This is a genomic window from Pseudomonas kermanshahensis, assembly GCF_014269205.2.
Taxonomy (GTDB): domain Bacteria; phylum Pseudomonadota; class Gammaproteobacteria; order Pseudomonadales; family Pseudomonadaceae; genus Aquipseudomonas; species Aquipseudomonas kermanshahensis.
This window is the reverse complement of record NZ_JABWRY020000001.1, coordinates 1,959,214-1,979,316: the sequence shown is the minus strand read 5'-3', so window position 1 is coordinate 1,979,316 and position 20,103 is coordinate 1,959,214. Positions and strand designations below refer to the sequence as shown.

The 20,103-nt window shown below is 63.0% G+C and carries 18 protein-coding genes; 13 read left to right on the top strand and 5 right to left on the bottom strand.

What is annotated here, in order from left to right:
* Positions 1-54: 54 nt before the first annotated feature.
* The gene (locus HU764_RS09265) at positions 55-1,122 is read left to right on the top strand and encodes an aromatic ring-hydroxylating dioxygenase subunit alpha (RefSeq protein WP_186703185.1); all 1,068 of its coding nucleotides are present in this window, start codon (positions 55-57) and stop codon (positions 1,120-1,122) included.
* 12 nt (positions 1,123-1,134) lie between these two features.
* Entirely contained in the window at positions 1,135-2,085 is a 951-nt protein-coding gene (locus tag HU764_RS09260) for a PDR/VanB family oxidoreductase (RefSeq protein ID WP_186679727.1), read from the top strand.
* 6 nt (positions 2,086-2,091) lie between these two features.
* Here the strand turns inward: HU764_RS09260 and HU764_RS09255 are convergent, their stop codons facing one another.
* Together HU764_RS09255 and HU764_RS09250 are read right to left on the bottom strand one after the other, a co-directional pair.
* A complete protein-coding gene (locus tag HU764_RS09255; protein WP_027593685.1) occupies positions 2,092-2,805 on the bottom strand; it encodes a GntR family transcriptional regulator in 714 nt (237 codons plus the stop codon).
* A gap of 189 nt (positions 2,806-2,994) precedes the next feature.
* Positions 2,995-4,326 carry an MFS transporter gene (locus tag HU764_RS09250; RefSeq protein WP_186679731.1) on the bottom strand — a complete coding sequence of 444 codons (1,332 nt, stop codon included), beginning with the start codon at positions 4,324-4,326 and terminating at the stop codon, positions 2,995-2,997.
* Between the two features lie 563 nt (positions 4,327-4,889).
* On the opposite strand from HU764_RS09250, the gene mrdA reads away from it, so the two are divergent.
* The 6 genes from mrdA (at position 4,890) to HU764_RS27935 (ending at position 10,542) form a co-directional block, all read left to right on the top strand.
* A complete protein-coding gene (gene mrdA / locus HU764_RS09245; RefSeq protein ID WP_186703186.1) occupies positions 4,890-6,782 on the top strand; it encodes a penicillin-binding protein 2 in 1,893 nt (630 codons plus the stop codon).
* A 337-nt stretch (positions 6,783-7,119) separates the two neighbouring features.
* Entirely contained in the window at positions 7,120-7,680 is a 561-nt protein-coding gene (gene msuE, locus HU764_RS09240) for an FMN reductase (protein WP_186679739.1), read from the top strand.
* A 9-nt stretch (positions 7,681-7,689) separates the two neighbouring features.
* Positions 7,690-8,877, top strand: a complete 1,188-nt coding sequence (locus HU764_RS09235) for an acyl-CoA dehydrogenase family protein (protein ID WP_186703187.1) — start codon at positions 7,690-7,692, stop codon at positions 8,875-8,877.
* A 9-nt stretch (positions 8,878-8,886) separates the two neighbouring features.
* Complete coding sequence (gene sfnR, locus HU764_RS09230; protein ID WP_186679743.1) at positions 8,887-9,984, top strand: sigma54-dependent transcriptional activator SfnR; 1,098 nt, start codon at positions 8,887-8,889, stop codon at positions 9,982-9,984.
* Between the two features lie 150 nt (positions 9,985-10,134).
* Complete coding sequence (locus HU764_RS27940) at positions 10,135-10,329, top strand: hypothetical protein (RefSeq protein ID WP_186703188.1); 195 nt, start codon at positions 10,135-10,137, stop codon at positions 10,327-10,329.
* A 27-nt stretch (positions 10,330-10,356) separates the two neighbouring features.
* A complete protein-coding gene (locus tag HU764_RS27935) occupies positions 10,357-10,542 on the top strand; it encodes a hypothetical protein (RefSeq protein ID WP_217835003.1) in 186 nt (61 codons plus the stop codon).
* 244 nt (positions 10,543-10,786) lie between these two features.
* On the opposite strand, the gene HU764_RS09215 is transcribed toward HU764_RS27935, so the two are convergent.
* Entirely contained in the window at positions 10,787-11,431 is a 645-nt protein-coding gene (locus HU764_RS09215) for a glutathione S-transferase family protein (protein ID WP_186679751.1), read from the bottom strand.
* Between the two features lie 190 nt (positions 11,432-11,621).
* Between HU764_RS09215 and HU764_RS09210 the strand changes: the two genes are divergently transcribed.
* The 5 genes from HU764_RS09210 (at position 11,622) to HU764_RS09190 (ending at position 16,030) form a co-directional block, all read left to right on the top strand.
* Positions 11,622-12,941, top strand: a complete 1,320-nt coding sequence (locus tag HU764_RS09210) for an NAD(P)/FAD-dependent oxidoreductase (protein WP_186679753.1) — start codon at positions 11,622-11,624, stop codon at positions 12,939-12,941.
* Between the two features lie 12 nt (positions 12,942-12,953).
* Positions 12,954-13,724: an NAD(P)-binding domain-containing protein gene (locus tag HU764_RS09205; protein WP_186703189.1), complete on the top strand. Its 771-nt coding sequence runs from the start codon at positions 12,954-12,956 to the stop codon at positions 13,722-13,724.
* 213 nt (positions 13,725-13,937) lie between these two features.
* Positions 13,938-15,317 carry an MFS transporter gene (locus tag HU764_RS09200; protein ID WP_099453710.1) on the top strand — a complete coding sequence of 460 codons (1,380 nt, stop codon included), beginning with the start codon at positions 13,938-13,940 and terminating at the stop codon, positions 15,315-15,317.
* Positions 15,318-15,329: 12 nt separating this feature from the next.
* On the top strand, positions 15,330-15,680 hold the full coding sequence (locus HU764_RS09195; RefSeq protein ID WP_186679760.1) for a cupin domain-containing protein: 351 nt from the start codon (positions 15,330-15,332) through the stop codon (positions 15,678-15,680).
* A gap of 11 nt (positions 15,681-15,691) precedes the next feature.
* The gene (locus HU764_RS09190) at positions 15,692-16,030 is read left to right on the top strand and encodes a RidA family protein (protein ID WP_027593698.1); all 339 of its coding nucleotides are present in this window, start codon (positions 15,692-15,694) and stop codon (positions 16,028-16,030) included.
* Positions 16,031-16,107: 77 nt separating this feature from the next.
* On the opposite strand, the gene HU764_RS09185 is transcribed toward HU764_RS09190, so the two are convergent.
* Both HU764_RS09185 and HU764_RS09180 read right to left on the bottom strand, forming a co-directional pair.
* Positions 16,108-17,163, bottom strand: coding sequence for a GlxA family transcriptional regulator (locus HU764_RS09185; protein WP_186679763.1), 1,056 nt, complete (start codon positions 17,161-17,163; stop codon positions 16,108-16,110).
* 102 nt (positions 17,164-17,265) lie between these two features.
* On the bottom strand, positions 17,266-20,085 hold the full coding sequence (locus tag HU764_RS09180; RefSeq protein ID WP_186703190.1) for an RHS repeat-associated core domain-containing protein: 2,820 nt from the start codon (positions 20,083-20,085) through the stop codon (positions 17,266-17,268).
* Positions 20,086-20,103: the final 18 nt, after the last annotated feature.

Below are 20,103 nucleotides of genomic sequence, written 5' to 3'. Positions count from 1 at the left end.
TTCTTATTTAATGGATCCATTAAATAAAAACAATCGCTACCCCGGAGAGCCTCCATGTATCCCAAAAACACGTGGTATGTCGCCTGCACCCCCGATGAAATCGCCGAGAAACCGCTGGGCCGACAGGTCTGCGGGGAGCGGATCGTGTTCTATAGAGGCCACGAAAGCCGGGTAGCTGCGGTGGAAGATTTTTGCCCGCACCGCGGCGCCCCACTGTCGTTGGGCTATGTCGAAAACGGCAACCTGGTGTGTGGCTACCATGGCCTGGTGATGGGCTGCGACGGCAAGACCGTCGAGATGCCAGGGCAGCGGGTCAGGGGCTTCCCTTGCAACAAAACCTTCGCGGTGGTCGAGCGCTACGGCTTCATCTGGGTCTGGCCCGGCGACCAGGCGCAAGCGGACCCAAGCCTGATCCCACACCTGGAGTGGGCGGTGAATGACGCGTGGGCCTACGGCGGCGGGCTGTTCCACATTGGCTGCGACTACCGGCTGATGATCGACAACCTCATGGACCTGACCCACGAAACCTACGTGCATGCCTCCAGCATTGGTCAGAAGGAAATCGACGAAGCCCCGCCCGTGACCACCGTCACCGGTGACGAAGTGGTGACTGCCCGGCACATGGAAAACATCATGGCACCGCCGTTCTGGCGCATGGCCCTGCGCGGCAACGGCCTGGCCGACGATGTGCCGGTGGACCGCTGGCAGATCTGCCGCTTCACCCCACCCAGCCATGTGCTGATCGAAGTTGGCGTGGCCCACGCATGCAAAGGGGGTTATCACGCCGATGCGCAGCATAAAGCCTCGAGCATCGTGGTCGACTTCATCACCCCAGAGACCGACACCTCGATCTGGTACTTCTGGGGCATGGCGCGCAACTTTGCAGCGCACGACGAAACGCTGACCGCCAACATCCGCGAGGGCCAGGGCAAGATTTTCAGCGAAGACCTGGAAATGCTCGAACGCCAGCAACAGAACCTGCTCGCCTACCCCGAGCGCAACCTGCTCAAGCTCAACATCGATGCCGGCGGGGTCCAGTCGCGCAAGATATTGGAGCGCCTGATCGCCAACGAACGCACGGCCCAAGCCCAACTGATCGCGACCAGCGCAAGCCCAGCCTGACGAGGAACGGACATGATCGATGCCGTAGTGGTTTCCCGTAACGACGAAGCGCAGGACATCTGCAGCTTCGAGCTGGCCGCACTCGATGGCAGCCTGCTACCACCCTTTAGCGCAGGCGCGCACATTGACGTGCACCTGCCGGATGGGCAAGTCCGCCAGTATTCACTGTGCAATCACCCCGAAGAACGCCACCGTTACCTGATCGGCGTACTCAAGGACCCTGCCTCACGTGGCGGCTCGCGCAGCCTGCACGAGCAGGTGCACAACGGTGCCCGCTTGCGTATCAGCGCACCGCGCAACTTGTTCCCACTGGCCCTGGGCGCCCGTCGCAGCCTGTTGTTCGCAGGTGGCATCGGCATTACGCCGATCCTCTGCATGGCCGAGCAACTGGCCCACAGCGGCGAGGACTTCGAACTGCATTACTGCGCCCGTTCCAGCGAACGTGCAGCCTTCGTCGAACGCATGCGCGGTGCCGCCTTCGCTGACCGCCTGTTCGTGCATTTCGACGAGCAACCCGAGACTGCACTGGACATCGCTCAGGTATTGGCCAACCCGCAAGACGATATGCACCTGTATGTGTGCGGCCCAAGCGGGTTCATGCAGCATGTGCTGGAAAGCGCCAAGGCGCAGGGCTGGCAGGAGGCCTGCCTGCACCGCGAATACTTTGCCGCCGCGCCGGTTGATACGCAGAACGACGGCAGCTTCTCGGTGCAGGTGAACAGCACCGGCCAGGTCTTCGAGGTGCCCGCCGACCAGAGTGTGGTGCAGGTGCTTGAACAGCACGGCATCGCGATCGCCATGTCGTGCGAGCAAGGCATTTGCGGCACCTGCCTGACGCGCGTGCTGGCAGGCACACCGGAGCATCGCGACCTGTTCCTCACGGAACAGGAGCAGGCGCAGAACGATCAGTTCACGCCCTGCTGCTCGCGTTCGAAAACGCCGCTGCTGGTGCTGGATATCTGAAGCGCTTTAAGACGAGGGCAGGATGACCTTCATGCGCGCATCGGCCGTGGCCGCGCCGAACGTCTCGGCGTAGCGTAATGTGGCATTGGCGTGCTCGCGCATGATGGCCTCGGCGCGGGCGCCCTGCCCGCTGACCAGGGCATCGAACACCGAATGGTGCTGCATGTGTGCATAGTTGAAGCGCCGGTACTCTCGCGCCAGGTCGTGGCGGTCCACGGCCAGCGCAGTGACCGAGGCAAACGGCAGGTGGTCATTGCGCGCCAGGGCATCGGCAATCGCCGGGTTGTGGCTGGCCGCGATGATCACCTGGTGGAAGCGCATGTTGAGGTCATGGTAGGCCTGCAGGTCTTCCTCGGTGACAAAACCCTTGTCGAACAGCTGGTCGCCTTCGACCAGGCAGCGCTGCAGCGCTGCGCGCGCTTCAGCGGACAGCCCACGCTCTGCCGCTTGGCGCGCAGCCAGGCCTTCCAGCACGCCACGCACCTCGACCGCACCGGCGATGTCGTCTGCGCTGACGGAACGCACCTGAAACCCACGCCCGCCAAAACGCACCAGCAGGCCCTCCTGCTCCAGGGTGCGAAATGCCATGCGCACCGGCATCCGCGAGACACCGAACAGTTCGGCGGTGGGGATTTCCATCAGACGCTCGCCGGCCGCCAACTCGCCGGAGGCGATCATCTTGCGAAGCGTAACCAGCACCAATTGACCGGGCTTGCTCATCCAGGCAGTTTCCAGAGACATGAGCGGTAATCTTATCGCAGTGCTCGCCACGACGCATTGGGTGGCCATGAGATCGAGCGCCGCCCGCGCGGCGCGCGATCTCAATGCCGGCAAAATTGCTGCGGCGTACACCTGCCAGCCACACCCATTCTTGGCAAAATTTTGCTGGGATGCACGGCAAGCCCGACCCTAGGCATCGGCCATCACTGCCTGCCCCGGCCGCGACGCTGGCTTGAGCAACAGCAGGCAACCAGCAGCAAGCACGAAGACACTGGCAAACACCCCATACAGGTGCAGCGGTTGCCAGCCGCCGTCGAGCAGTACGCCGGCCACGGTCGGCGACAGGATTGCGCCAATCCGGCCAATGCCGATGCCCCAGCCCACCCCAGTGGCGCGCACCGACGCGTCATAGACCACCGGTGACAGCGCATACAGCCCAGCCACGCAACCGTTGGCGAACAGCCCGATCAGCAAGCCCAGCGCCAGCGCGGCAGTGACCGATGACCCGCTGGCCACGAACAGCACCAGCAGCCCGGCCGTGACCAGCATGAACATCGCCAACACGCGGCTCAGTGGCCAGCGTGACGACAGGCCGCCAATCAGCGCCGCACCAAGGATGCCGCCAACGCTCAGCAACACTCCGCCGGTAATGCCCTGCTGCGCCGACAAGCCAGCCGCGACCAGCAGCTTCGGGGTCCAGCTCATGACGAAGTAGAAGCCGAACATCACCAGGAAGAACAGCAACCAGATCACCAGCGTGGTGCGACGCATGGCGGGGGTCAGCAACTGCCTGAACCCTGTGGCGGCACCGGGCACGCTTTGCGCGGGCGGCGGCAGCTGGGACAGTGCTGGTTGCCCGAGCTTGTCGGCCAACCGATTGACCCGCGCCAAGGCATTCGCCGGGCGGCGTGCCAACAAAAAGTCCAGCGACTCCGGCAGCCACAGCAGCACCAACGGGATCACCAGCACCGTGACAATGCCACCGAACAGGAACACCGAACGCCAGCCCCAGTGACCCAGCAGCCATACCGCCAACAAGCCGCCCAAGGTCGCGCCCAAGGCATACCCCGTGGACTGCAGGCTCACCGCCAGGCCACGCCAGCGTTTGCTGGCATATTCACTGGCGATCACATTGCTGCTGGCCAGGATGCCGCCGATGCCAAGGCCGGTCAGCCCGCGTAGCAGCGCCAGTTGCAACGGGCTCTGGCTCAACGCCGAGAGCAACATGCCGACACCGGAAAGCGCCAGACAGAACAGAATCAATGGGCGCCGGCCAACGCGGTCGGCCCACGGCGCAATAAACAGTGACCCTGCCGCCATACCGAACAGGCCGGCGCTGAGCAGCAGCCCCACCTGCGCCCCACTCAGGCCCCACTCGGCAGACACCGAGGCGGCCGTGAAGGCCATCACCAGCACGTCAAAGCCATCGATCATGTTCAGCACGATGCAAATGCCGATGGCCAGGCACTGGAAGCGGCCCATCGGGTCATTGTCCAGACGTTGCTTGAGATCGATGTTCATGGGGCCACCTGCAGGCCGATGCGGGCCACAGGCGGGAGGACAGGCGTGCACACGCAAGCAGAGCAGAAGGAACGTTGACAGTTCCGTGCCCGAGATAAGCCATTCATGACTGGACCCTTCTTGTAATTGTCGTCGCGCACGGCCGGAGGGCTGGCCGTCGTCAGGCGCTAATCAACCAGATAATGGATCCACAGACAACCGTGTGTGATTTGCTAAACACCAATCCGACAACCCAAAGCGGCAAGCGCACAACGAATTAATACAATAATCCGTTAATTTTCAATATCTTATGAATTTATCGCCTGATGATTATTTCGTTCGCTTATCGCACAGCAGTTGTTTTGTGGATCCACAAACAACTTTCTACGCCCCCTCTGCGCAGCCATGCGAGTGCCGGCATGAACAAATCTTCATGTTCGCCGTGAACACCCTGATACCGGGGCCAACAGCTGATCGCCAGCCCCTGCCCAAGGCCGCCTGCCTTGAGCGAAAGGGAGGGGTTGCGTAGCATCGCCGGCCCCGGGGCCGCCGCCCGGCCACACCGCCACCCCACAGAGCCACCCATGCCGCAGCCCATCCCCCTCAAGGACCACGAAAAGGAAAAGCACCTGGTCAACCGCCGGCTGATCGCCTGCGCCACCCTGGTCTTCACCCTGGTCGCCGTCCTCGTGGGCCGCCTTTATGTGCTGCAGGTGCTGCAACATGACCAGCAGACCGCCGTGTCGGAAAACAACCGCGTACACGTGCTGCCCATCGCCCCTGAGCGCGGGCTGATCTATGACCGCAACGGTGTGGTGCTGGCCGACAACAAGCCCAGTTTCGACCTGACCATGACCCGTGAGCGGGCCGGCGACTCAGCCAAAGTGCTGGATACCCTGGCGCAGGTGTTGAGCCTTTCGGAGGATGACCGCCGGCAGTTCGACAAGGACCTGCGCCGCGGCCGCAAACCCTTCGAGCCGGTCACCCTGATGGTCGGCCTGAACGAAGAACAGATCGCCCTGGTTGCGGTCAACCAGTTCCGCCTGCCCGGCCTTGAAGTAGAACCGCAGTTCATCCGCGAATACCCACTGGCCGAGCATTTCGCCCATTCGGTGGGTTATGTCGGGCGCATCAACGAGAAAGAAGCCAAGACCCTCGACAGCACCGAGTATCGCGGCACGCAGTCGATCGGCAAGACCGGTATCGAGCACTTCTACGAACGCCAGCTGCACGGCCAGGTGGGCTATGAAGAAGTCGAGACCAACGCCCAGGGCCGGGTCATGCGCGTGCTCAACCACAAGGCCCCGATCCCCGGCAAGGACATCATCCTGAGCCTGGACAGCCACTTGCAACTGGCGGCCGAAAAGGCCCTGGGCGACCGCCGCGGTTCGGTGGTGGTGCTGGACCCTGCCAATGGCGACGTGCTGGCGATGGTCAGCAACCCAAGCTTCGACCCCAACCTGTTCGTCAAAGGCATCAGCTTCAAGCAGTACGCCGCCCTGCGCGATTCCATCGACCGGCCGCTGTTCAACCGCGTGCTGCGCGGTTTGTATGCGCCGGGCTCGACGGTCAAGCCGGAAGTGGCCATCGCCGGCCTGGACAGTGGCGTGATCACCCCCGGCAGCCGGGTGTTCGACCCGGGCTACTACGAGCTGCCCAACTACGAACACAAATACCGCAACTGGAACCGCAGCGGTGACGGCTGGGTAGACATGTACACCGCCATCATGCGGTCCAACGACACCTACTTCTACGACCTCGCGCACAAGCTGGGGATCGAGCGCCTGCACGACTACATGGCCGAATTCGGTCTGGGGCAGAAGGTGTCGCTGGACATGTTCGAGGAAGCGTCCGGGCTGATGCCTTCCGCCGAATGGAAGCGCGCCACGCGCCGCCAGGCCTGGTTCCCGGGCGAGACGTTGATCCTGGGGATCGGCCAGGGCTACATGCAGGTCACCCCGCTGCAATTGGCCCAGGCCACCAGCCTGCTGGCGAGCAAGGGTGTATGGCACCGCCCGCACCTGGCCATGACAGTGGGTGGCGAGACCCCGGTCGACCCCAACCCGATGCCCGACATCGTGCTGCATGACAAACGCGCCTGGGACCAGGTCAGCCAAGGCATGCAAATGGTCATGCACGCCCCCCGCGGCATCGCCCGCGCCTCGGCAACCGGCGCCCAGTACCGCATCGCCGGCAAGAGCGGCACGGCGCAGGTGGTGGCGATCAAGCAAGGCGAGCGTTACAACCGCAACAAGACCCTGGAACGGCACCGCGACAACGCCCTGTTCGTCGGTTTCGCACCGGCCGATCACCCAAGCGTGGTGGTGGCGGTGATGATCGAGAACGGCGAAGCGGGCGGGCGTGTGGCGGGGCCGGTGGTGCGCGAGGTGATGGATGCGTACCTGCTGGATGAGCAGGGGCACTTGAAGCCTGAATATGCGGGCAATGCGGCGACCAAGGCAGTGCCGCACGGTTAGGGGTGGATGTGGCGATGGGTTGCTAGGGGTTCGCCATGGGATTTGCAGCGCCTAGGAAATCGAGCTTCGCGCGCGCCGACTGGTTCGTGGAATAAGAATATGAGTTCTTATTCTTTTTTAGCCGCACCCAAATTCCTCTATAACACTCCCAACTGTACAGCCGCCAACACCCGGCCAACTGTCTGCAGCGCAACATCCGATCAACAGCCAGCGCCCGCACGGCAACATCGCCCCGGGCGCTATAACGCGTAACCCGTTGATCTAAAATACGTTTTATAAACGGCACGACGATTGCTCCAGCAAAGTCCCCCGCTCAACCCGAACCGGAGACTTGCCCATGAGCACCCCACTGAATGTCGTCGCCCTGTCTGGCGGTACTTCCCGCCCTTCGCGCACCTTGGCCCTGACCGAGGCGATCCTCGCGGAACTGGCCGAACACCTGAACATCAAGCCTCACCTCATCGACCTGGGTGACATTGCCCGCCCGTTGGGCAGTGCCCTGTGGCGCAGCGAGCTGCCCGAGGCGGTGGAGCATCAACTGCGGCTGGTGGAAAAGGCCGACCTGCTGGTGGTGACCACGCCGGTGTACCGCGGCAGCTTTACCGGCCACTTCAAGCATCTGTTCGACCTTATTGGTCAGGACGCCCTGGTCGACACCCCAGTGCTGCTCGCCGCCACTGGGGGCAGTGAGCGCCACGCGCTGGTGCTCGATCACCAGTTGCGCCCGCTGTTCAGCTTCCTGCAGGCCCTGACACTGCCGATTGGTGTGTTTGCCAGCCAAGCGGAACTGGCCGACTACCGCGTTTCCAGTGAGGCCCTCGCCGCGCGTATCCGCCTGGCCGCCGAACGTGCCGTGCCTCTGTTCGGCGCCCATCACGCGCTGCGCAAAAGCGCCTGAGGAGCGGCCATGAATGCACCGGTAAACACGGCACCACGCCCTGCCCTGGCCATCGCCCGCGAGTTGGCTGGGCAGTTCGCCCAGACCGCCGTCGAGCGTGACGAGCGCGGCGGTACGCCCAAGGCTGAGCGCGACGCGCTGCGTGGCAGCGGCCTGTTGTCGCTGGCTATCCCACAAGCGTTCGGTGGCCAAGGCGCGAGCTGGTTCGATACTTTCGAAGTGGTGCGCGAGTTCGCCCGGGTCGACAGCTCCATTGCCCACGTCTTCGGTTTCCATCACCTGATGCTGGCCACCGTGCGCCTGTTTTCGCGCCCAGACCAATGGCAGCCGTGGTTCGAGCAGACTGCACGCAAGCAGTGGTTTTGGGGTAACGCCCTCAACCCGCTGGACACACGCACCGTGGTCAAGCACTTCGACGGTTGGTGCGAATTCTCTGGCAAGAAGAGCTTCTGCTCCGGTGCCAGCGACTCGGAAATGCTGATCGCCTCCGCCGTGGACGCACGCGCGGGCGGCAAACTGCTGATCGCCGCGATCCCCAGTGGCCGTACCGGTATCAGCCTGCACAGCGACTGGCACAACATCGGCCAGCGCCAGACCGACAGCGGCAGCGCCACGTTTGAACGGGTGCGGGTCGAGCACTCTGAACTGCTGCTCGACCCAGGGCCGCTGAGCACGCCCTTCGCCGCCTTGCGCCCGCTGATCGCGCAGCTGCACTTCGCCAACCTGTTCCTGGGTATCGCCGAAGGCGCGTACGAGGAAGCCCGCCAGTACACCCTCAAGGAAAGCCGGCCGTGGTTCCGCTCAAACGCCACCACCACTGCCGAAGACCCTTATGTGCTGCGCCATTACGGCGAGTTCTGGATCGGCCTGGAAAGCGTCCGTTTGCTGATCGAACGCGCTGCCCGCCAGCTCGATAGCGCCTGGGCCAAGGAGCATGCCTTAAGCGCAGAGGAACGCGGCGACCTGGCCCTGGCCATCGGCACCGCCAAGGTTGCCGCCAGCCGCCATGGCCTGGATATCTGCAACCGGCTGTTCGAGGTCACCGGTGCCCGCGCTACCCACGCCTCGCTGCGCTTCGACCGCCACTGGCGCAACCTGAGGACACAGACCCTGCACGACCCCGTGGACTACCGCATCCATGAATTGGGCGAGTGGGCCCTCAACGGCAAGCGCCCTGACCCATCCTTCTACTCCTGAGGATTGCCCATGCAACTGCTGACCCTCCCCCCGTCCCCGACACTGGCCACCTCGATCAGGGCGACCGCGCAGGTTTTCGAAGACCCCAGGTCACAGGCGCTGCTCGCCCACCTGCAACAGGTCGCGCCGAGTGAGGCGAGCGTGCTGATCATCGGCGAAACCGGCACGGGCAAGGAGCTGGTCGCACGCCATATTCATAACCTCAGCGGCCGGCGTAACGGCCCATTCGTCGCGGTCAATTGCGGGGCGTTTTCCGAGTCGCTGGTGGAGGCCGAACTGTTCGGCCATGAAAAAGGCGCCTTCACCGGCGCCCTGGCGGCCAAGGCCGGCTGGTTCGAGGAGGCTGACGGCGGCACGCTGTTCCTCGATGAGATCGGCGACCTGCCCTTGCCGATCCAGGTCAAGCTGCTGCGGGTGTTGCAGGAGCGCGAAGTGGTGCGGCTGGGTTCACGCAAAAGCATCCCGATCAATGTGCGGGTGCTGGCGGCGACCAACGTGCAGCTGGAGAAGGCCATCAATGCCGGGCATTTTCGCGAAGACTTGTATTACCGGCTAAACGTGGTGACCTTGCAGTTGCACCCGCTGCGTGACCGGCCAGGTGACATCCTGCCATTGGCGCGGCATTTCATTCGTAGCTACAGCGACCGGCTGGGCTACGGGCCGGTGGAACTGAACCCGACGGCCCAGGCCAAGCTGGTTGACTATGCGTGGCCGGGCAATATCCGTGAGTTGGAAAACGTCATTCACCACAGCTTGTTGACCTGTGCTGACGGGGTGATCCAGGCGGAGGATTTGCGGCTGTCCAACCTGCGTATCGAACGGCAGGAGGAGCCTGCCAGCAATGCCGTGGAAGAACTGCTGCAGCGGGCGTTTAGCCAATTGTACGAGGAGCAGCCTGGGGGGCTGTACGAGAAGGTCGAAAATGCCCTGCTGCGCTCGGCGTACCGTTTTTGCCATTACAACCAGGTGCATACCGCGCAGTTGCTGGGGCTGTCGCGCAACATCACCCGGACCCGGCTGATTGCGATTGGCGAGTTGGTGGTGAACAAAAGGCGGGGGCAAGCATCGCAAGTTCTAGATAACCGGGTGGTGCGGTTGTCGATTTGAAATGTGCAGTGCCCGTACCGGCCTCTTCGCGGGCAAGCCCGCTCCTACAGGTATTCCACTGCTTTCAAGGCCAGTGAAGATCCTGTGGGAGCGGGTTTACCCGCGAAAAGGCCGGTACGGGCCACTCAAATGCTAGGTGCGGTCACCGCCATGATCATCGCCGACATCATGATCGGCCCCATCATCGGCGCCATGCCCTACACCGTGGGCCTCGCCAACACTGTGATTCGCTTCGTGATTCGCTTCGTGGTTGGCCTCATGGTTGGCCTCATGGTTGGCCTCATGGTTGGCCTCATGGTTGGCACCATCATCGGCGCCATTGCGTCCACTTTCACCACGGCCTGAGCTGGCATGTCCGCCGCCATCGCCGCTGTGTCCGCTCCCACTGCCGCCGTGGCCTCCACCACCGCCACTGCCGCCGCCTCCACTGCCACCACCATGACCACCTCCACCACCGCTGCCGCCGCCGTGACCGCCGCCACCTCCACCACCGCCATCCTTCGCATACGCGCTGGACGCACCGCCAATGGAGTCAGGCACCAACACGGCCGACGCTGACAAAACCGCGCCGATTGCCAAAGCCAACAAGCATTTTTTGAGCATGTAGAGCCTCCGCTTGGAGTAGCACGGGGGTTGCACATGACCCCCGTGAGTTCCGGCCCCCCCATGGGGCGACCTGCAAACCAGTGCGGCCTTCCATCTGCAGCGGGTGAGCGAGATCCATCAGGGCCAACTGGCCAGTTGTTGCAGAATGTGTCTTACGTCCTGAGCGTAGTCATGCGCTAGCGCTTGTCACGACCAGTCATCCGAATGGCACTTGAACAGGCGCTGTCCGCGGCATCAGGTCATAGGGGTGTTTCCAGCCTGGCGTGCCCTTGATCCGCGCTTTCCAGGCCTCGATATGAACGAATTCGTCCAGCGCGATACCCGTGTCTTCAGGCATGAACACATACCCCGCCAACGACAGGTCGGCGATGGTCAAGCGCCCGCCGACCATGAACGGCGTCTTCGCCAAATGTGCATCAACGATGCGATAGGCCGCCGTGGCGCGATCACGCAAAAACTTGGTCACATCGGTTTCGCCCATCTGTTTCAGGCAATAGATAAACCGCAGCGCCGCGTAGTAGCTGGTGAACTTGTGGTTGTCGAACAGCATCCACCGCCAGATCTCGCGCTTTTCGTCCTCATCGCGTGGGCCAAACTGGCCGGTTTGCTCAGCGAGGTATTCCAGGATCAAGGCCGATTGGGTGAACGACTTGCCCGCGTGCTCGAGCACCGGCACCTCGCCCTGCTCGTTCACTTCATCGCGCCAGGCCTGCTCGCGGGTTTGGCCGTTGAAAAAGTCGACGAACACCGGCTGCCAAGGCTGGCCGGTGAGTTCGAGCATGAGGGCGGCTTTGTAGGCATTGCCGGATTCGGCGAAGCAGTGGAGCGTGTATTCGGACATGGCAGACCTTCAGTTTCCTTTGAATGATCGTTAGGTGCCGGGGCCTTTGCACGGGCCAATCACCGGCAAACCGAGCAAATCATGCAGGGCTTGCCGCGGTCAATCCAAAACCTCCCACGACCCGTCATTCCCGTTATATGCCCCCCGCCCTGGCCATGCGACAGTGAAGAAAACAACACGGATAAAACCCATGTACAGAAACACCTCTACCCCCGCGGACGACAACGGTTGCGGCTGGTTCCACCTCAGCCCCCTGCGCCAGCCACGTGCCGCGCACCGGGGGCGGAGCGAAGCGCGCTGGGTGGTGCTCGGTGCTGGCTTCACCGGCCTTGCCGCCGCACGGCAGCTGGCGCTGCATCACCCGAATGACGAGGTGATCCTGCTCGAAGCCCAGGAAGTCGGCTTTGGCGCCTCGGGGCGCAACTCGGGCTTTGCCATCGACCTGCCCCATGACATCGGCGCACCGGACTACATCGGTGAGCTGGCCACGGCGCGGATGAACCTCAAGCTCAACCTGCGCGCGCAGTCGATACTGCACACGCTGATCCAGCAGCATGGCATCGACTGCCAGATCCGCCCGGACGGCAAGTACCAGGCGGCGGTCGAAGACAAGGGGTTGGCGGTGCTCGAAGCGTACCGCAGCGGCCTGGAGAAACTCGGCCAGCCTTACCAGATGATCGATGCCCGTGACCTGCCCGAGCACTTCGGCACCGCGTTCTACCGCAAAGCGTTGTACACCCCAGGTACCCAGTTACTGCAGCCGGCCGCCTTGGCCAAAGGCCTGGCAGACAGCCTGCCCAGCAACGTGACGCTGTACGAACACACCACCATCACCCGCATCGAACAGGGCACGCGCATCACCCTTACGCATGCCCATGGCGAGATCGTTGCCGAGCAGTTGCTGCTGACCAACAACGCCTTCGCCTCGTACTTCGGCTTCCTGCCGGGGCGGCTGCTGCCGATTTTCACCTACGCCAGCATGACCCGGCCCCTGAGCGAAGACGAACAAGCACGCCTGGGTGGCAAGGCGACCTGGGGCATCATCCCCGCCGACCCGTTTGGCAGCACCCTGCGACGCACCCCGGACCAGCGCCTGCTGGTGCGCAACAGCTTCAGTTTCAACGCCGATGGGCGCGCCAACCAGCGCCACCTGCAACGGGCCGGACGACAGCACCGGGCGTCGTTCGAGCGGCGCTTCCCGATGCTTGCGGGTACACCGTTCGAATTCACCTGGGGCGGTTCGATGTGCCTGTCGCGCAACCACCAATCGCACTTCGGCACGCTGGCACCCAATGTCCATGCGGCGCTGTGCTGCAACGGCCTGGGAATTACACGGGGCACCGCCACCGGGACCCTGTTGGCCGACTGGCTGAGTGGCGAGCGTGACGAGCTGATCGACTTCCTGCTGGGCGCGGCCGGGCCCAACCGCAACCCGCCGGAGCCGCTGCTGAGCCTGGGCGTCAACCTGAACCTGCACTGGGGCCAGCGCCGCGCCGGCCTGGAAAGCTGACAAGGAGGCATCATGCATAGCCTGGGCATCCTCGGGGTCGGCGAGCTGACCGAAAAAGTCGTTATCGGCCTGCGCCGCGGTGGTTTCGACGGCGCGATCCTGCTGTCGCCACGCAACGCCCAGCGCGCCGAAACACTGACCCACGCACACGGTTGCCAGGTACTGCCGAGCAATCAGGCGGTAGTCGACCAGGCCGAGGTGCTGATGCTGGGCGTGCGCCCGGAATCACTGGCACACCTGGCCGGCGAGGTACACCTGCACCCCGGACAACGCCTGCTGTCGTTCGCAGCAGGTGTGAACCTGCAACAGCTGCAAGCCGCCTTCCCCGCCGCTCACTGCGTGCGCGTGATGCTGTCTTATGCCGCGCAACACAACCAGTCCACAGTAGTGGTCTACCCCCCGGATCCCCCCGCTGAGCGATGCCTGGCCGGGCTGGGCAACCTGGTGGTATTGCAGGATGAAGCGGCGTTCGAGCTGGCCACGGTGGCCGCGTGCATGAATGGCTGGTTCTACTTCCTTTTGCACGACCTGCAGCAGTGGCTGACTGACAAAGGCTTGCCCGCAACCGACGCACGCGCTTTGGTACTGGGCAACCTGCACGACTGTGTGAGCAGTGCCCAGCGCCAACCCGAACACACGCTCAAGGCCCTGGGGCAAGCGATTGCCACGCCGGGCACCTTTACCGCCGATGGGCTGGCCGTGTTGATGCATCAACCGGTAAGTGCCAGCTGGGGCGCGGCCTGCGAAGTGGTGCTGGATGCGCTATTGACTCGGTCGCGGTAGGCGCAGCCTTGATCTGCGAAGAGGCCGGTGACAACGCCGTAAATCTTGGCTGATGTCGCCGGCCTCTTCGCAGCACAAGGCTGCTTCTACAGTGCCATTCACACTTCGCAATGCCATCCCACGACCCGTCCGAATCGTTATAGGGAACCCCTGCAACCCGGTGCCATAGTGCCGCCACGCAAGTGCGTCAAATAACAACAAGAGGTAAGTCCAATGTCTGTCCCGAAACGCTCCGTCGAAGATGCGCCACTCAATGCGTTCCACCGCAAACTGACGGTCTATTCCGCCGGTGGCCCGTTCCTCGACGGCTATGTGCTGAGCATCATCGGCGTGGCCATGCTGCAGATCACCCAGGCCCTGCAACTGTCGGCCTTCTGGGAGGGGCTGATTGCGGCTTCGGCGCTGATCGGGGTGTTCCTCGGCGGCTTCCTGGGTGGCTGGTTCACCGACAAATACGGGCGCAAGGTGCTGTACCTGGTCGACCTGATCGCCATTGTCGGTTTTTCGGTGGCGCAGTTCTGGGTCGAGTCGGCCTGGGCATTGTTCGCCTGGCGGTTGTTGATTGGTATCGCGGTCGGCGCCGACTACCCGATCGCTACCTCGCTGCTGGCCGAGTTCCTGCCACGCAAGCAACGCGGGCCGCTGCTGGCGGCGATGGTACTGATGTGGTTCGCCGGGGCCGCCGTGGCCTACGTGGTCGGTGAACTGTTGCTGCGCGTCGGCGGCGATGACGGCTGGCGCTGGGTATTGGCCAGTGCGTTGGTCCCGGGTGCGTTGTTCCTGATTGCCCGTAGCGGCACGCCAGAATCGCCACGTTGGCTGCTGAGCAAGGGCCGCACTGCCGAGGCGGATGCCGTGATCAAACGCGTCTATGGCCCGGATTACTCCATCGCCGATCTGCCCGAACACGTCAGCGGCAAACCGGTGTCGGTGTGGTCGCTGTTCCACTCCGGCTACGGCAAGCGCATGGCCTTTGTCACCCTGTTCTGGACCTGCGCCATCGTCCCGCTGTTCGCCATCTATGCGTTCGCCCCAAAGGTGCTGCAGGCGCTGAAGCTCACCGGCGACTGGGCCGCCTACGGCTCGATCGCCATCACCCTGCTGTTCACCCTTGGCTGCCTGCTGGCAACCAAGCTGATCAACCGCCTGGGGCGGCGCAAGATGCTGATCCACAGCTTCCTCTGGTCGGGCATGTCGCTGGTGCTGCTGGGCGTGTTCCCCGACGCATCGCCCACCACCGTGCTGGTGCTGTTTGGCGCCTACGCGGTGTTGATCGGCGGCGCCCAGGTGCTGGAATACGTCTACCCCAACGAATTGTTCCCCACCGAGATCCGCGCGTCTGCCGTTGGCCTGGCCACTTCGCTGTCACGTATCGGCGCGGCCGTGGGCACCTACCTGGTGCCTATTTCCCTGGCCACCTATGGCATTGCCAACACCATGTTCGCCGCCGCGTTGATCTCACTGTTCGGTGCACTGATCTCGTGGTGGCTGGCCCCAGAGACCAGCAAGCTCGACCTGCAGCAAGCCGCCGCATTGGGCGGGGCCGCCCCTGCACCGTCACCGTCCTACAAAAACGTTGCCCGAAAAGCCTGAAGGAGCCACACCATGAATCAAGTGCTTACCGTTGTCCGCAATGCCGCTACCTCGCCCCTGGGCACGCCAGCCCCTGCCCGGCTGCCGATCGGCGAACCGATCGCCCACGCCGCCAGCGCCCAGGACCAGACCGATGAAGCGGTGGGTGCCAGCATCGGCATCTGGGAAAGCAGCCCCGGGGTATTCCGCCGCTTCCTGAAAAACCGCGAATTCAGCCATATCGTCAGCGGCAGCTGCACCTTTACCCCCGACGGTGGCGAGCCGGTCGAGCTGCGGGCGGGCGATGCGGTGCTGTTCCCGGAGAACTGCGAAGGCGTGTGGGAGATCCGCGAGACCCTGCGCAAGACCTACGTACTGTTCTGAGGAGCGCGCGGATGATCGAACGTATCAACCCCGGCAAACGGGCCAGCCAGATGGTTCTGGTGGATGGCCGCCTGGAAACCTCCGGGATCGTCGCCCTTGCACCGGGCGATATCGCTGCGCAGACGCGGTGCGTGCTGGCGCAGTTGGAGCAGTGGCTGGCACAGGTTGGCGCAGGTAAGGGCAACCTGACCCGCGTGCAGATCTGGCTGGCTGACATGGGGGAGTTTGCGGCGATGAATGAGGTGTATGACGCTTGGGTCGGGCAGCAGCCACCGGTACGGGCGTGTGTGGGGGCTGCGCTGGCGGCGCCTGAGTATCGGATCGAAATTCAGGCTTTTGGTCAGCTTTGATAGCGCCAGGGCCGCTTTGCGGCCCATTCGCAGGCAAGCCAGCGCCTACACGGGTAGCGCTGGAGATGTGTACACAGCTACAGCTCCGGGTCCAAGCCTACTTTGTCCCCATGCCAGTCAAACCGCTCCACTTCATGCCGCCGTTTGCGGAAGCTGTAAGGCGTCTCGCCGTACTGCTTGCGGAACCACAAGATGAAGTGCGACGCATCGGAAAACCCACACGCCAAGGCAATGGTGGTGATGTTCTGGCTGGTATTCACCAGCAAGCGCCGGGCGTGGTCCAGGCGCAGCTTGCGCCAGTAGTTGGCCGGCGGCTCTTGCGTGTTGGCAACGAACTCGCGGTGCAACTGCCGCGGGTGTGTGCCCACTGCCTCGGCCACCGCCTTGAGGGTCATCGAGGCATCCAGGTTGGCGCGCATGAAGGCAATGGCCCGTTGCACACGGTCGTTCTGGTAAACGCTTTCGCTGGCGGCCTTGTCCTCTTGCGCGTCGGCACGCTCGTCCACCAGCAGGTACTCCAAGCCCTTCTGCGCACGCACCGCGCCGCAGTGCCGGCGAATCAGGTTGGCCGCCAGGTCGATGGCCGTGCCGCCCGGGCAAGTGATAATGCCGCGGTCATCCACATAGCTCTTGTCGATCACGGCGGTGGACAGCGGGAAACGCTCCTTGAACTCATCGCGCAAGGTGAAATGCAACGCGCACCGCCGGCCATCGAGCAGGCCGGCCTTGCCCAGCACGAACGAACCTGAACACAGGGCGATGATCGGGATATTGGCCGCATGCACCTCACGCAGGGCATCGAGTAGCCAGTCTGGGGGGTTACGCGTTTCGCCCAGCAGCCCGCCCGCCAGCACGATGTAGTCGTACTGGGCAAACAGGTTGAGCGGTTTGGTCGGCGAAATGGGCATGCCGCAACTGGCGGTGATCGGCTGGTCGTCCAGGGTCATCCAGTCCCATTGGCAATACACTTGCTGGCTGCGGAACGACTTGTCGGCAGCGAAGCGCAGCGAGTCGACCAGGCCAGCGACCGGGACCAGGGTGAACTGGTTGAGGAGCACGAAGCCAACCCGCAGTTCCGGTTTTATCTGCGAGGTGGCTTCGGGGGGCTGTGGTTGTTGTTGTAGGGCGACCATGGACGCTGCTCACATGACATCCGAAGTGGGTGTCATTCTAGGCGTCTTCAGGCGTCCGCCATATCATATTTAGCGCCAAGAATAGTAGATTTCCGACACGGGTTACTTTTTACGTGACCTCGCAACAGCATTTCTGGCGGAGTAGTGCTTCTCACTAGGGTTAGCGCCTATCACGCTCTCTGCTTTATCGTAGCCGTCAGTTGAAAGTTGTACTGCAACGAAGTGCTGTTCGTTGTTGAAAGTGACCTCGTAAATTGGACGTTTACCCATGAGTGGCCGGGGGTTTTGAATGCCTATTACTTTGCCATGGGCCAAGGCGGCCATCACCAAATCAGCGATGTCCTTATCCCTCGTTATGCCCTGATCAGCGAAGTCGGCACGGTGCCGAGTGGTCACATGCTTGAAGCCCCGAGATTCTGTACCTCTTTCCAAGAAGAAATATTCTTGCTTCGTACCATCACTCTTTGGCCTTTGGCCAATAGCCATAACACCATAACCCGATTGCCTGTCTGTCGGTAGATATCGTTTCAACTTCTCATACACTGGACTATCTGTTTTGCCAGCCTCCCTGACTGCCACGGATTCTTTCTTCGGCGACCTGCTTGCCTGCTTACTCTTAGGACTAGGAGCTTGCGACCAGCCATCGTCGTCTTGGGTATCTGCTGCAGAGGGCTCTAATTGAGAGGATGAAGCGAGCAGACCAGCACCATCTCGGCTCGCCCCTGCAGAAGCTGAAGTTGATGCGACTGGGTCATTAGCAGCGTCACCGGCCCCGCTGGCAACCGACGTGCCTTGTGCTCCGGAGCTGTTCCCCCCGCCCTTGTTCTTTTTCCCTTTGCCCCTCAACCCCAACTCATCAACCAATGTCATCGGGTTGTTACGCACCATCGCGTACAAGTTCAAGCCATCCACCGTACCTGCCGGGTCCGCACTCAACCACCGCCCCAGCCAAGGCTGGTAATAGCGATACCCGTAGTAGTACAGCCCTGTCGCATCGCGCTCCTTGCCCGAATAACGAACAAACTTGTAGCGCCCCTGCACTTCACTGCGAGCGGCCCATACCGCCGTGCCGCCGTACGGGTAGTACTCCTCTCGACTAATCACCGCACCACTGCCATCGACCTCCAGGCAACCGCTGCCCAGTTGGTCGGCATAGCTGTAACGCAGTTGCGCGTTGGCAAGTTCTGGGGGTTTGCCTGCAGCCCAGTGCAAGGCCCGCACCTGGGCGTGCCCAGCGTCGCCCACCAGCACCACCTGCAACTGTTCGGTCAACGTGCCGCCCTGGGTTGTACTGCGCAGCTCCAGGCCTGGCAGGTACTGCACACGTTGCGTGCGCATGTGGGCCGCGGTCTTTTGGGTACTGACCTTGAGCACGCGTTGGTTGCCAATGTCATAGCGATAACTTTCGCCATCGTCCGCCGCCCCTTCGCGCATGACCTGGGTAACGGCGTGCAACTCACCGCGCGGTGTCCAGCTCAGTTGCTGGCCCGGCAACAACGCCTTTTGCTGGCCACTGGCGTTGAACAACGCCTCGACGGCGGTCGGGTCCTGGGTTAGCGCGCTGTCCACGGCCCGGTTGCTGCGGTCGCTGACGGTGATATCGGTGGTGTAGCTGTGGTTGGTGGCGGGCGCGCTGTGGCGGATGCGGGTCAGGTTGCCCGCCATGTCGTAGGTATAGGTGCGGTTGTAGCAGCTGTAGGTGACGTTATCGAGGATCGCCATATCCGGCAGATTGACGCCCTGCTGGCCGGCATTGGCCATCTCGCGCCCGGTGGCGCTGGCCAGCCGGTACAGGCTGTCATAGACATAGGTGCTTAGCGGTTCGACTTTCTGATTGCGCCAGAAGCGGGTTTCTTCGGCGTCGTTGCGCACACTGAGCACATTGCCCACCGGGTCGTAAGCGTAGCGCAGATCTTGCAGCACCTTGGCCCCTTGCGCGTGCCCTGTCGGGCGCTCGGTGCGTACTTCTGCCAGCAACTGTGTGCGCGGTTCGTAGCAGTATTGGGTGACCAAGCCGTTACCGTGCTCCTCGCGCAGCTTTTGCCCAGCCGCCGAATAGCTCAAGGCGTTGAGAATGACCTGCTCAGGGCCGCCCTCGAGCGTCAGCCAACGCTGCGTGAGCAGGCCCGCCACGTCGTAAGCCTGGCGACGCAGATGGCCTGCGGCATCACGCGTCGTCAAGGGTGCACCGGTCGCATCCACCGTGCTCAGCGTGGTGCTGGCTTCGCTTTCCGGCTGCAGTTGGGCCTCCCAATCGGCAGGCTGTTCACTTTGCCAATCCGCCTCCACCTGCGGGTTATCGGCATCCACCAGCAAACGCTGCGTGGTCGCTAGGGGTACACCGGTCAAGCCAACGCCATGGGTCTGCAGCACACCGGCGGTGTGGTAGTGCCGGCTCGCCTGGCCCGCCAGATTGTGGGCTTTTTCTGCGGCGCTGTTGCCGGCATATACCACCCGCTCCAACCGACAAGCCGCGTGGCCATTGACCTGTTCGCTAATGCCCACGAGGCGCCCAGGCAGGGTGGCGTTCTCGTAGTGCCAAGTGCGGGTGACCGCTTCACTGCGCACGTGCTCGCCGCGCTCATCAAGCGCGATTCGCGACACGGCAAGCAACGGGCGCCCCGCTGCATCGCTCAGGTTGATCGACACGCCGGCGTCGGCGCTTTGGGTGCACACCGGGGTGCCGGCCAGGTCGGTCAGCCAGGCAAAGTTACCCCGGCCGCTGGCGTGCAGGCGCGGGTCGCAACTGTGGGTCATGAAACCCTTGGCGTCATGCTGCTGGCGCGTAATCCGAGGTTGCGTCAGGGTCGGCGTGTCCGGGTGGCGATGGTAGTGGATGGTCCGGGCCACCAGGCCGCGGTTGTCCACGACCGTGACGGTAGGGGTATTGCGATGGACAGCGTTGTCCGAAAGAGCAGGCATCGCGTGCCTCCTGTTCTT